The sequence below is a fragment of the Streptomyces sp. NPDC037126 genome, assembly GCF_055605965.1.
The window spans coordinates 96,221-108,884 of sequence record NZ_JBVJTD010000008.1; the positions used below are offsets into that span (position 1 = coordinate 96,221).

A 12,664-nucleotide genomic window follows, 5' to 3' on the forward strand; every position below is an offset into this window, starting at 1 on the left:
CTCTACAGCTCGTGGCCGAGGTCGGCCGACAGCCGCTTCACCAGGTCGTACGCCGCGTCAGGGATCACCGTCCCGGGCGGGAACACGGCCGTGGCGCCCATCTCCAGGAGCGTCGGCACGTCCTGCGGCGGGATCACGCCGCCGACCACGATCATGATGTCCTCGCGGCCCTCCTCGGCGAGCTTCTCCCGCAGCGCCGGGACGAGCGTGAGGTGACCGGCGGCCAGCGACGACACCCCGACCACGTGCACGTCCGCCTCGACCGCCTGCCGGGCGACCTCCTCCGGCGTCTGGAACAACGGGCCGACGTCGACGTCGAAGCCGAGGTCGGCGAAGGCCGTCGCGATCACCTTCTGGCCGCGGTCGTGGCCGTCCTGGCCCATCTTGGCGACCAGGATGCGCGGCCGGCGGCCCTCGGCCTCCTCGAAGGCGTCGACCAGGGCGCGGGTGCGGTCCACGGACGGGGACTGGCCTGCTTCGTTGCGGTACACGCCGGAGATCGTACGGATCTGGCTCGCGTGCCGCCCGTACACCTTCTCCAGGGCGTCGGAGATCTCGCCGACGGTCGCCTTGGCGCGGGCCGCGCGCACGGCCAGCTCCAGCAGGTTCTCCCTGCCGTCGGCCGCCCGGGTGAGCGCGTCCAGCGCGTCCCGGCAGGCCTGTTCGTCCCGCTCGGCCCGCAGCCGCCGCAGCTTCTCGATCTGCTGGGCGCGCACCGAGGAGTTGTCGACCTTCAGGACCTCGATCTGCTCGTCGCTGTCCACCCGGTACTTGTTGACGCCGATCACCGGCTGGCGCCCCGAGTCGATGCGCGCCTGGGTACGGGCCGCGGCCTCCTCCACGCGCAGCTTCGGGATGCCCGCGTCGATGGCCTGCGCCATGCCACCCGCCTGCTCGACCTCCTGGATGTGCGCCCAGGCCTTGCGGGCGAGGTCGTACGTCAGCCGCTCCACGTACGCGCTGCCTCCCCAGGGGTCGATGACCCGGGTGGTGCCCGACTCCTGCTGGATGAGCAGCTGGGTGTTGCGGGCGATGCGCGCCGAGAAGTCGGTCGGCAGCGCGAGGGCCTCGTCGAGGGCGTTGGTGTGCAGCGACTGGGTGTGCCCCTGGGTCGCCGCCATCGCCTCCACGGCCGTACGCGTGACGTTGTTGAACACGTCCTGCGCGGTCAGCGACCAGCCCGAGGTCTGCGAATGCGTGCGCAGGGACAGCGACTTGGTGTTCCGCGGCTCGAACTGCGAGACCAGCTTGGCCCACAGCAGCCGGGCCGCGCGCATCTTGGCGATCTCCATGAAGAAGTTCATGCCGATCGCCCAGAAGAAGGACAGCCGGGGCGCGAACGCGTCGACGTCCAGGCCCGCTTCCCGGCCCGCCCGGATGTACTCGACGCCGTCCGCGAGCGTGTACGCCAGCTCCAGGTCGGCCGTCGCGCCGGCCTCCTGGATGTGGTAGCCCGAGATGGAGATGGAGTTGTAGCGGGGCATCCGCTGCGAGGTGTACGCGAAGATGTCGGAGATGATCCGCATCGACGGCTTCGGCGGATAGATGTAGGTGTTGCGGACCATGAACTCCTTCAGAATGTCGTTCTGAATGGTTCCGGCCAGCTTCTCCGGCGGTACGCCCTGCTCCTCCGCCGCCACGATGTACAGCGCGAGCACGGGCAGCACGGCGCCGTTCATCGTCATCGACACGGTCATCCGGTCCAGCGGGATCCCGTCGAACAGCTGCCGCATGTCGTAGATCGAGTCGATCGCCACGCCCGCCATGCCGACGTCACCCGTCACCCGGGGGTGGTCGCTGTCGTAACCCCGGTGCGTGGGCAGGTCGAAGGCGACCGACAGGCCCTTCTGGCCGGCCGCCAGGTTGCGCCGGTAGAACGCGTTGGACTCCTCGGCGGTGGAGAAGCCCGCGTACTGCCGGATGGTCCAGGGCTGGTTGACGTACATCGTCGGGTACGGGCCGCGCAGATACGGCGCGACGCCCGGGTAGGTGCCCAGGAAGTCCAGGCCCTCCAGGTCACGGCCGGTGTACAGCGGCTTGACCCCGATGCCCTCCGGGGTCTCCCACAGCGGCTCCTCGGCCCCGGTCGCCCGCTTGACGGCCGCGCTCCACTCCTCGGCGCCGCCGTCGGCGGACGGGGTCCCCAGCTCGATGCCGGAGAAGTCGGGGATTCCCATCAGGACACTCCCATGCGGTCGAGGGTCGCGGACAGCACGTCGATGGCGTCGCAGCCCGCGAAGACGTACGAGTCGATGCCGGCGTAGTCGCCCCGGCCCGCCAGGGACACCTGCCGGGCACCGGCCGCGCGCAGCGACTGTGCGGCCTGCCCGGCCTGTTCGGCGTAGAGCGCGTCACTGGAGCACAGCACGGCCTCGGTGGCGCCGCTGTCCTCGAAGCGGCCCTCGGTGACCGGTTCGATGCCGCCCGCCTGGAAGAGGTTGGCGGCGAAGGTGGCCCGGGCGGTGTACTCGGCGGCCGTGCCCAGCGTGGCCAGGAAGACGCGCGGCCTGGACCCGGTCGCCGCCAGGTGGGCGTCGGAGCGGGCGCGCAGCTCCTCGTAGGCCTCGTCGCGGCGCACCCGCGGCAGCCCGCCGGAGGGCGGCTCGGGCGCGGGCTCCCGCTCCACCGGCTTCTCGGACAGCAGCGGGAACTCGCTGACCCCGGTGATGGGTTCGCGGCGCTTGGCGAGCCGCTTGGAGCGCTCCGCCCACGTCGTCGCCAGGTCCGTGCGCAGCCGGCCGGAGCGCAGCACGGCCGCCTGGCCGCCGTCGCGCTCGATGGACCGGAAGAACTCCCAGGCGGCCTGGGCGAGTTCGTCGGTCAGCCGCTCGACGTACCAGGAGCCGCCCGCCGGGTCGATGACCCGGGCCAGGTGGGACTCCTCGATCAGGATCGTGGAGGTGTTGCGGGCGATGCGCCGGGCGAACGCGTCGGGCAGTCCGAGCGCGTGGTCGAACGGCAGCACGGTCACGGAGTCGGCGCCGCCCACTCCGGCGGCGAGCGTCGCGACCGTCGTGCGCAGCATGTTCACCCACGGGTCGCGGCGGCTCATCATCACCGGCGAGGTCACCACGTGCTGGGTCTGCGCGCCCGCGCCCGGTGCCCCGCACGCCTCGGTGACCCGCGCCCACAGCCGGCGCGCCGCGCGCAGCTTGGCGACGGTCAGGAACTGGTCGGCGGTGGCCGCGTAGCGGAACTCCAGCTGGGCGGCGGCCTGTTCCACGCCGAGTCCGGCCTCGGCCAGCTCGCGCAGACAGGCCACGCCGGTGGCGAGCGAGGCGCCCAGCTCCTGCGCGGCCGAGCCGCCCGCCTCGTGGTACGGCAGCGCGTCCACGGTCAGCGCCCGCACCCCGGGGTACTGCTCGGCGCAGCGCGCCGCCAGGGCGGCGAACGGCGCGAAGTCGAGTGCCGTGCCGGTGCGGGCCTCGTACCCGAGCGGGTCGGCGCCCAGGTTGCCGCGTGCGGCCTTCGGGTCGACGCCCTTCTCCTCGTACAGCCGCAGCAGCGCCTCGGCGGCCTCGGCGGTGTCCCGTCCTGCGTCCAGCACGACCGGCGCGAGGTCGAGGTACACGCCCTCCAGGGCCCGGCCCAGTTCGGCGACCGGGATGCCGCCCTCGCCCAGCACCAGCCACAGGGAGGTGCCGCCGTTCTCCAGGTCGCCCAGCACGGCGTTCTCCGCGAGGACCGTGTGCCGCTGCCGCACGTCCCAGCCGCCCGCGATACCGCCTTCGGCGCGGCCGCCCCGCAGGTACGGGGCGAAGCCGGGCAGGCCGGGGTCGGGCGCGCTGTCGCGCGCGGTGTAGAGGGGCCGCGTGCGCAGCCCGTCCTCCAGCGTCGTGGACAGAGCGTCCTCAGCTGCCGTGCCCGAGACTTCCTTGCCCGACTTGCGCAGCACACCCTCGACCAGGCGTTGCCACTGCTCGTGTGTCGCGTCAGGGAACTCGGCGGCCAGTGGGAGCCCGTCGTCAGGCAGGACCGTCATGGTCGGATGCTAGGGCAGCACGCCTAAGGGAACGCAGGCCGCGGGATGTGAGGTTTCTCCTCTTGCGGGTGTGACCTGCGCCTCTCAGCCCTCCGAGGGCTCGTTCCCGAGGTCCGGCACCAGTGCGGAGACGGCCGCGCGCTGCTCGGGACCCATGGAGTCGGTGAGGGCCCGGCGCACGGCGCCGGCCAGCAGGACGGAGGTCTCGCGCAGCAGTTCGCGGGCCTTGTCGGTGAGGGCGACCTCCACGCCCCGCTTGTCGCCGCACACCGACCTGCGGGTGACCAGACCGGCCCGCTGCAGACAGGCGATCTGGTAGGTGAGGCGGGTCTTGGGGCGGCCGAGGAGGTCGGCGACCTGGGTCATGCGCAGCCCGGCGCGGGGCTGTTCGGCCAGCAGGCACAGGATCAGGAACTCGTCGTGCGAGACGTCCAGGGTCTCCTTCACGACCGACCGCAGCCGCTGCTCGACCGCGCCCGTCGCGGCCAGCAGCAGCATCCAGGCCCGCAGCTCGTCCGGCAGCAGGCCGCCGCCGTTCCCGGAGAGCGGGCATTCGGGCTGGCCGTCGGGGTGCGCGGCGGAGGCGGACATGACTGAAGTCTAACCGTTGTCCAAATTTGGGCGGGTGAATCGTTCGAAAGGAGCGGCCTGGTTGTCCATTTTTGGATGAGCGGCTAGCGTGAGGTCATCCAAATTTGAATCACCGGAACAGGGAGCCACATCATGACCGTCGCCGTGGAAACAGGCCGCTGGCAGCTCGACGCGACCGCGTCCACCGTGGAACTGCGGCACAGGACCTTCTGGGGCCTCGTCACCGTGAAGGGCGCCTTCGCCGCTGTCGGCGGCTCGGGCGAGGTCCGGCCCGACGGCTCGGCCACCGGCGCCGTCACCCTGGACGTGGCCTCCCTGGACACCGGCAACGCCAAGCGGGACACGCACCTGCGCTCGGCCGACTTCTTCGACGCCGGGAACCACCCGGAGATCACCTTCGCCGTGGGCGGGGCCGACCGCCTCGACGGCGACCAGGTGCGTGTCACCGGCCGGCTGACGGTGCGGGGCGTCTCCCGGCCCCTGTCCCTCACCGCGCGCCTGACGGAGGCGACGGCCGGGGCGCTCACGCTGGCGGCCGAGTTCGACGTGGACCGCGAGCAGTTCGGCATGGGCTGGAACCAGCTGGGCATGCTGCGCGGCCTGACCACCGTGACGGCCGGGCTGCGCTTCACACGCGAGCAGGCGTGAGCCGTTCGCTCAGCCCCTGACGCCCGGCACGGCCCTCGACGGCCGGCTCAGCCCTTGCCGCCCAGCTCGGCCAGCCGTACGTCCCGGGTGGAGAGCGTCTGCGGGGACCCCGTGAAGGCGCGCAGCCGCAGATGGGTGCTCTTCTTCGTGGGCACCGGGAACCTGCCGGACGGCGCCCCGAGCACGACGGTCGCCGTGCCGTGCGCGGGAATCGAGGCAGGGCCGTGCGTGAGCGACCAGTAGCGGTTCAGGCCCTGGCCCGTGGTGAGCATGTAGTGCGGGGTGAGCGCCTCGTCCCCGGTGTTGGTGACCTTCACGGTCAGCGCGGACACCGTGCGCGCCGAGCTGTGCCGCACGGCCGTGATGTCCATCCGCAGGGGCGGCCGTCCCGTGACCGCGAGGGTCGCGCTCACCAGCGCGGGCGCCACCAGGAGCACCACGGCCGCGATCAGGGCGGGACGGCGGCGCGGTCCGGTCAGCCACCGGGGCCGCGGCTGCCAGGCGCGCCTGAACTCGGACAGGGGTGCCGTGATCGCCGCCGCCAGCCACAGCGGCGTCATCATCAGGTAGTAGCCGTCCTGCGAGCGGGTGGCGAGGTAGAAGGCGCACCAGGGCAGCACGGTCGCGGCCGGGCCGAGCCGCCGGACGAACAGCACGAACAGCCCGAGCAGGGCCGCGGCCAGCAGCACGCTCGCGTGGCCGTACCAGTCGAGCCGGTCGCTGCCGTGGGTGAAGTACAGGGAGATGTCCACCAGGCCCTGGCCGTGCAGCGTCGCGCCCTGGGTCAGTGGCAGGGCGATGCCCTGCAGCCAGGGGCCGGGCTCGCTCACGATGAAGTACGCGTTGATCAGCAGCCAGGCCAGGACCGCGATCCCGACGATCCGCAGCACCAGCCGCGCGGCCTGGCGGCCACCCAGCTCGCCGCGGCGCACCGCGTAGATCCCGGCCAGCAGGAACGGCGTCACGAACCACGGCAGCTGCTGGGTCGCGCACGCGGCACCGAGGCACACGGCCCGCGCGATCCCGGCCGCGCCCAGCCTGCCGCGCGCGCCGAGGCGCGGCCAGCCGACCACCACCGGCAGCAGCAGGGTCAGGGCCACGATCGCCGGATAGCCCTGGCGGGCGTACATCGGCAGGAAGCTGAAGCCCAGGCAGATCATCGTGGCCGCCGAGCGCCACGGCGCCGGCAGCAGCCGCCACAGCACCACCGCACCCACGACGAGCGCGCAGGTCGCCGCCAGGGTCGCGGGCGCGCCGCCGTGGCCCAGCCACAGGAACGGCACGGTGAGCAGCGGCGCCAGCGGCGGATAGCCGTAGGTGAAGTCGTACCCGCCGTCTATCGTCGTGGTCAGCGCGACGCCCTTGATGCGGAACAGCCACGGCCACTGCTGCCCGTAGACGATGTGTCCGTGCGCCAGTTCCTTCGCGGCCTGGGTGGTGAGGACCGCCTCGTCGCCGCCGGCGTGGTTCAGCGCCCACGTGCACAGGGTGAGGGCGATCGCGGTCACCAGGACGACCACGTCCAGGCGGGCCAGTGAACGCGCCCGGCGGACCGTCAGGGTGAGCACGCCCGTCACCAGGATCGAGGCGTAGCAGACGGAGATGACGGCGGCGAGCACCAGCTGGTGCGTGGCGGCCTGCGTCCACACCGAGCGTGTGCCGATGAAGAGGCTCACGTTGGCGAGCAGCGTCAGCACCCGGTGCCACTGCGGCGGGCTCCCGGGGGCCTCCGCGCGCGGTACCGGTACGGCGGACACCGCCGACTGTGTCCGCCGGCCGGGTGTCACCTGCTGTGTTTCTGCCAACTGCACGGCACCGGACGCTATCGGCGGCATGTGAGCGGTTCATGGCCGGACGTGAAGAGCCAGGTATGAGGCCGGTAAGAAGCGGGCGTATTCGTACATGTACCCCAGTCCCGTCGGCGGGCCCGGCATCGGCCCGGTCGCGGACCGTGTCGTTGTTGGGCCGAACGGGTGACTTGGCGTAAGAATTGGCTGGTGCAGGCATGGAGTGCGAGTCAGGTCAGGGGGATCCGGTGAGCCGTTACGACGTCACCGACGAACAATGGGAAGGGCTCGCCCAGGTCGTGCCGCTGCGGGGGCGGGACGCCTGGCCGTCCGCGGTGAACCACCGGTCCCTGCCGGACGCCGAGACCGAGACCCGGCGCCGGTTCGTGGTCCTGCGGGTCAACGTCTTCGCGGACGCCCGGGAGGTCGCCGAGACCCTCATGGCCGGGGCGCCGGTCCTGCTCGACCTGTCCGGCGCGGAGACCGAGGTCGCCAAGCGCGTCCTCGACTTCAGCACGGGCGTGGTCTTCGGCCTCGGCAGCGGCATGCACCGCGTCGACCGCAATGTGTTCCTCCTCACCCCGCCGGGCACGGAGGTCAGCGGCCTGATGCAGAGCGCGGGCGCCTCCGGCGGCTGAGCGGCGGCGGGGCACCCCCGGCCGGTTCGCGGTGCGGGTCGGGCGGCCTTTGCCGGTTTGCGGTGTGCGTCAGGCCGTCTCCGCCGGTTTGCGGTGTGTGTCGGGCCGCCCCCGCCGGTTACGTGGTGCGTGCCCGGCCGCCCCGGGGCCTCCCCGGTGTCCCGGACAGGCCGGTCGCGGCGTCGCCGCCGAGGTGGCCGTGTCACCCGGTCGGGTGGCCCTGGATCCCGTTCGTGGTGGTCCGGCCCCCCGATCGTAGGAAGGTCCCGGCGGGAAAACGGTTCGGCGGGTGGGCGGAGCCATACCGTCCGGACATGGCCGTGCCTTCCCTTTCCGCCGAACCACCGGCGGGCGACACCTCCGCCGCCGCACCCGGGTCACCGGCGCCCGGCGGCTCCGCCGGAGCCCTGCCCGCGCAGTCCCGCGGGGCCCTCGACGTGCGCGCCCGGATCACCGAGCTGCGGCTGTCGGCCTTCGCCGGGCACCGGCGGGCCGGGTTCCCGCTGGGAGCCGTCACCGTGTTCGCCGGGCCGAGCGGCGCGGGCAAGACGACCGCGCTCGCGGCGTACGAGGCGCTCGCCCGGCTGGGCGGCGGAGCCCCCCTCGTGGAGGCGTTCCCGGACCCGGCCGGCTGTGTCCCGGAGCGGGCCCGCGCGGACGCCGAGGGCCGGCGCGGCTTCCGGATCGGGTGCACGGCCGACGGCGCCGGGGGACCCGTCCGGCTGGACATCGCCGTACAGGCCGAGCCGCACCTGCGGATCGTGGGCGAGCGGCTGACCGCGGGCGGGGTCGTGCTGCTGGAGACCGCCCTGCGCGACCCGGGCCGCCGCACCGTGCAGGCCGCATGGCACACCGCGGGCACCGCACCGGTGACGCGCGCCCCGCTCCCCGACGACCGCCTCGGCACCGCCCTGCTGCCACTGCGGGTGGCGGGCAAGACGGACGGGCAGCGCCAGGTGCTGGCCGCGGCCGAGCAGATGGTCGTCGCGCTGCGCTCGGTCTTCTCCTGCGACCCGCGCCCCGACCGCATGCGTGCCCCCGTCCGCACGGGCACGGGACGGCTGATGCCCGGCTGCGACAACCTCGCCGACGTCCTGTGGCGCACCCGCGCGGAGTGCTCCCGCCGGCACGGCCTGCTGGTCGAGGCGCTGCGCACGGGCTGCGCCGGACAGGTGGCCGACCTCGTCGCCGAGCCGCTCGGCGACGGCACGATCCGGGCGCTGCTCGACCGCGGCGACGGCTTCCGTACCGAGCTGGCCCGGCTCGGCGACGGCGAACTGCGCTACCTCGCGCTCACGCTGGTGCTGCTGACCGGACCCGGGGTGCTGGACGTGGACGCGCCGGGCGAGGTGCCCGACGCGCTGCGCACCCTCACCGTGCTCGCCGACGGCTTCGACCGCGGGCTCGATCCGGACCAGCGCGGGGCGCTGCTGCGCCTTGCGGCCCGGATGGGCGAGCGCGGGCACATCCGCTGCGTGGCCGCGGTGAACGACGCCTCCTGGGTCACCGGGATCGACGGAGTCACGGTGGTACACCTGAACCCGTGACGGAACACCACCCCGACCTGCCCCGACTCCAGCGCAGACTGGCCGAGTTCGCGGCCGCGCGGAACTGGGGGCCGTACCACACGCCCAAGAACCTCGTCTCCGCCCTCAGCGTGGAGGCCTCCGAACTCGTCGAGATCTTCCAGTGGCTGACCCCGGAGGAGTCCGCCCGGGTGATGGGCGACCCCGGCACCGCGCACCGGGTCACGGACGAGGTCGCCGACGTCCTCGCCTACCTCCTCCAGTTCTGCGAGGTGCTCGGCATCGACCCGCTGGCCGCCCTGGATGCCAAGATCGACCGCAACGAGCGCCGCTTCCCGCTCCCGGGGTCGGAGGAGACCCCCTGACGTCACGGTCCCGGCGGCAGTCCCATTCAGCGGACGTTTGGACTCCGTTATCACTCTGCGGAGTCATACTGCCAGCCGAATCCGAATTGTTGTCCGCAATTTTCCGCCTTCCTCTGGCTTTTCGTCCCACAGGCCCTCACTCTGGGTAGTGAACAAGGGAGTTCACGTAGTCGTGCTGACAGGCACGCGGACGGACGGGGGCGACGGATGGATGCGATACGGCTCATCCTCACGAGCAGGCGTGCGCTGGCGCACGGCACGGACACGCCCGCTCTCATGGCGGAGGTGTGGCAGGCTCAGGCCCTGGCGCAGGCGATCGGCAGCCGCCTCGCGGTCTCCGGTCCGCCGGAGCTGCGCGGCGAGGCGCTGGGGCTGACCGAACTGGCGGGCCGGGGCTGCGGAGTCCTGGACCCGCCCGAACTGGACCCCGGCGATCTGCGCGCCGCCCAGCTGACCGCGCTGGACGACGCCCGCGAGACGCTGCTCTGCCTCGGGGGCCTGCTCGGCGAGGTCGGGATGGCCCTGGTCGGCATGGCCAGCGCCGCGGCCGACGAGACGACGTACTGGCAGTGCATGGAGGCCATCGACGCGGCCGACGAGTCCCGCGACCGCGTCCGGGAGATGCTGCGGAAGCTGGCGGCGCGCGAGGAGGTGTTACCGGGGAACGGCAACGAGAACAGCCCGTTCGGAGGCGCTCCCTGCGCCTAGCGCACAGCCGGGACCGGGCACCGGCCTCCCCGCCCCGCGTCTTGCTCGCGCGGCCGAGAGCGCCAGACCACCCGGCCGGGCATTGGCCTCACCGGCCGCTCCGCCCCGCGTCTCCGCTCGCGCGGCCGAGAGCCCCCGAACACCCGCCCGGGCACCGGCCTCACCGGCCACCGCCCCGCGTCTCGCTCGCGCGGCCGAGAGCCCCCGAACACCCGCCCGGGCACCGGCCTCACCGGCCACCGCCCCGCGTCTCGCTCGCGCGGCCGAGAGCGCCAGACCACCCGGCCGGGCATTGGCCTCACCGGCCTCCCCGCCCCGCGTCTCCGCTCGCGCGGCCGAGAGCCCCCGAACACCCGCCCGGGCACCGGCCTCCCCGCCCGCCATCTCCGCCCGCGCGGCCGAGAGCCCACGGCCACCCGGCCGGGGACGCCCCTCGGCCAGGCGCCGTGAGGCCGAACAGGCCCCGGCCAGGCGCCGTGAGGCCGAACACGCCCCCGGCCAGGCGCCGGTGAGGCCGCAGAGGCCTCCGGCGGGCGGGCGACGAGATCAGGCGGTCTGCGGCATGACCTCGGCCGCGATCAGCTCCAGGTGGTCCAGGTCGTCCAGGTCCAGGATCTGCAGATAGACGCGCCGCGAGCCGACGGCGGCGTAGCGCCCCAGCTTCTCCGCGACCTCGGCGGGGGATCCCGCGAGGCCGTTGGCCTTCAGCTCCTCCGCGTCCCGGCCGATGGCGTCCGCCCGCCGCTTCACCTCGGCGTCCGTCCTGCCGACGCAGGCGACCAGCGCGTTGGAGTACACGAGGTCGTCGCCCTTGCGGCCCTGCTCCTCGGCGGCGGCACGGACGCGGCCGAACTGGCGCTCGGTGTCCTCGACGGAGGCGAACGGAATGTTGAACTCGTCGGCGTACCGCGCCGCCAGTGCCGGCGTGCGCTTGGCGCCGTGACCGCCGACGAGCACGGGCACCCTGCTCTGCGCCGGCTTCGGCAGCGCCGGGCAGTCCTCCAGCCGGTAGTACGTCCCGTCGAAGTCGAACCGCTCGCCGAGGGGGGTGCCCCACAGCCCCGTGACGATCGCGAGCTGCTCCTCCAGGCGCCCGAACTTCTCCTTCGGGAACGGGATGCCGTACGCCTTGTGCTCCTCCTCGTACCACCCGGAGCCGAGGCCGAGTTCGACGCGTCCGCCGGACATCTGATCGACCTGTGCCACCTGGATGGCCAGGACGCCGGGGAGCCGGAAGGTGCCCGCGGTCATGAGCGTGCCGAGCCGGATACGGCTCGTCTCCCGGGCGATGCCCGCGAGGGTGATCCATGCGTCGGTGGGACCCGGGAGGCCGTCGACACCCCCCATGTGCAGATAGTGGTCCGACCGGAAGAACGCCCCGAAGCCGAGTTCTTCGGCGCACTTCGCGACACGGAGCAGCGTCTCGTAGGTCGCACCTTGCTGGGGTTCCGTAAACACTCGAAGATCCATGTACCCATCATGCATGCGGCTTCCGGTGCCGGGACGGCACGCACGCGGGCGCCGGCCGCCGCCCCGCCGAGTGGTGGAGTGAGCCCCATGGGTTCCGGTCTTCACGTCATCAGGTTCCGCGACGGCGACAACATGCCGCTGGACGGCCGGGCGGTCCGGGAGGTGCTGGAACCGTACGTCTCCCACGAGGTGCCCGGCGCGGAGCGGATGCGGGCGGCGGACGGCGGCGAAGCCGAGCTGCGCCACCACCAGGGCGTGTCGCTCGAGCGGACCGGTCCCGGAGTCCTGGACCTCGTCGCCGAGCTGACCGGGCAGACGGTCGGGCGGCTCCTCGAAGAGGCCCGGGGAAGCCTGCGGCGGCCCGTGCTCCCGCCGTTCCCCTACCATCCCGATCCGGTGGGCACCGGTGCGGTGGCCGCTGGCGACGAGAGATGCGTGTGCTGCGGGCACGAACAGGGCTGGATCTGCACGGCGACCGTCTACGGCGCGGACGTGCCCGACGGACGGGTCTGCCCGTACCGCGTCGCGTTCGGCACCGCCGCCCGGCGCCTCGGCGCGTTCTTCGACGACGTCGAGGCGCGGCGGCTGCCGGACGGGGTGGCCGACCAGATCTGCCGGCGCACGCCCGGGTTCGCCACCTGGCAGGAACGGGGCCGGCCGGCGCACTGCGGCGACGCCGGGGTGTTCCTCGGCGCGGCCGGCGCGAAGGAGCCGCGGTCCCCCCGGACGCCCTCGCCCATCTGCGCGGGCTGTGCGCCGAGTGGGGCTGGCGGCCGGCCCTGACCGAGGACTTCCTGTCCGCTCTCGACAAGGACGGGCAGCCGACCGCGTACCTGTTCCGCTGCCGCGTCTGTGACACCGAGTTCGCCCACGCGGACTTCACGTGAGCGCGGAGACAGGCCCCGTGTCGTCCCGAAAACCGGTGGTCAGGGGGGACTGGGGCGGGGAG

At 73.3% G+C, this 12,664-nt stretch carries 12 protein-coding genes; 7 read left to right on the top strand and 5 right to left on the bottom strand.

Annotated elements, in window-relative coordinates; translation table 11 throughout:
- Positions 1-2: 2 nt before the first annotated feature.
- From scpA to ACZ7FF_RS19595, 3 genes are all read right to left on the bottom strand, one after another.
- On the bottom strand, positions 3-2,177 hold the full coding sequence (gene scpA / locus ACZ7FF_RS19585; protein ID WP_470813479.1) for a methylmalonyl-CoA mutase: 2,175 nt from the start codon (positions 2,175-2,177) through the stop codon (positions 3-5).
- Positions 2,177-3,982: a methylmalonyl-CoA mutase family protein gene (locus ACZ7FF_RS19590; RefSeq protein ID WP_470813480.1), complete on the bottom strand. Its 1,806-nt coding sequence runs from the start codon at positions 3,980-3,982 to the stop codon at positions 2,177-2,179. The genes scpA and ACZ7FF_RS19590 overlap by 1 nt, the downstream gene beginning before the upstream one ends.
- An 84-nt stretch (positions 3,983-4,066) precedes the next feature.
- Positions 4,067-4,573, bottom strand: a complete 507-nt coding sequence (locus ACZ7FF_RS19595) for a MarR family winged helix-turn-helix transcriptional regulator (RefSeq protein WP_470813481.1) — start codon at positions 4,571-4,573, stop codon at positions 4,067-4,069.
- A gap of 132 nt (positions 4,574-4,705) precedes the next feature.
- Between ACZ7FF_RS19595 and ACZ7FF_RS19600 the strand changes: the two genes are divergently transcribed.
- Positions 4,706-5,221: a YceI family protein gene (locus tag ACZ7FF_RS19600; RefSeq protein ID WP_470813482.1), complete on the top strand. Its 516-nt coding sequence runs from the start codon at positions 4,706-4,708 to the stop codon at positions 5,219-5,221.
- A gap of 47 nt (positions 5,222-5,268) precedes the next feature.
- On the opposite strand, the gene ACZ7FF_RS19605 is transcribed toward ACZ7FF_RS19600, so the two are convergent.
- Positions 5,269-7,056, bottom strand: a complete 1,788-nt coding sequence (locus ACZ7FF_RS19605; RefSeq protein ID WP_470813483.1) for a hypothetical protein — start codon at positions 7,054-7,056, stop codon at positions 5,269-5,271.
- A 170-nt stretch (positions 7,057-7,226) separates the two neighbouring features.
- Here ACZ7FF_RS19605 and ACZ7FF_RS19610 point away from each other — a divergent pair, with 170 nt between their 5' ends.
- From ACZ7FF_RS19610 to ACZ7FF_RS19625, 4 genes are all read left to right on the top strand, one after another.
- The gene (locus ACZ7FF_RS19610; protein ID WP_470813484.1) at positions 7,227-7,646 is read left to right on the top strand and encodes a cell division protein SepF; all 420 of its coding nucleotides are present in this window, start codon (positions 7,227-7,229) and stop codon (positions 7,644-7,646) included.
- A gap of 314 nt (positions 7,647-7,960) precedes the next feature.
- On the top strand, positions 7,961-9,193 hold the full coding sequence (locus ACZ7FF_RS19615; RefSeq protein WP_470813485.1) for an AAA family ATPase: 1,233 nt from the start codon (positions 7,961-7,963) through the stop codon (positions 9,191-9,193).
- Complete coding sequence (locus ACZ7FF_RS19620) at positions 9,190-9,537, top strand: nucleotide pyrophosphohydrolase (protein WP_470813486.1); 348 nt, start codon at positions 9,190-9,192, stop codon at positions 9,535-9,537. The genes ACZ7FF_RS19615 and ACZ7FF_RS19620 overlap by 4 nt, the downstream gene beginning before the upstream one ends.
- Positions 9,538-9,744: 207 nt before the next feature.
- The gene (locus tag ACZ7FF_RS19625; RefSeq protein ID WP_470813487.1) at positions 9,745-10,245 is read left to right on the top strand and encodes a DUF6099 family protein; all 501 of its coding nucleotides are present in this window, start codon (positions 9,745-9,747) and stop codon (positions 10,243-10,245) included.
- Positions 10,246-10,791: 546 nt separating this feature from the next.
- Here ACZ7FF_RS19625 and ACZ7FF_RS19630 read toward each other — a convergent pair.
- Positions 10,792-11,715, bottom strand: coding sequence for an LLM class F420-dependent oxidoreductase (locus ACZ7FF_RS19630; protein ID WP_470813488.1), 924 nt, complete (start codon positions 11,713-11,715; stop codon positions 10,792-10,794).
- Between the two features lie 87 nt (positions 11,716-11,802).
- Here ACZ7FF_RS19630 and ACZ7FF_RS19635 point away from each other — a divergent pair, with 87 nt between their 5' ends.
- A complete protein-coding gene (locus ACZ7FF_RS19635; RefSeq protein WP_470813489.1) occupies positions 11,803-12,498 on the top strand; it encodes a CbrC family protein in 696 nt (231 codons plus the stop codon).
- The gene (locus tag ACZ7FF_RS19640) at positions 12,495-12,602 is read left to right on the top strand and encodes a CbrC family protein (protein WP_470813669.1); all 108 of its coding nucleotides are present in this window, start codon (positions 12,495-12,497) and stop codon (positions 12,600-12,602) included. Before ACZ7FF_RS19635 ends, ACZ7FF_RS19640 begins: the two co-directional genes overlap by 4 nt.
- Positions 12,603-12,664: the final 62 nt, after the last annotated feature.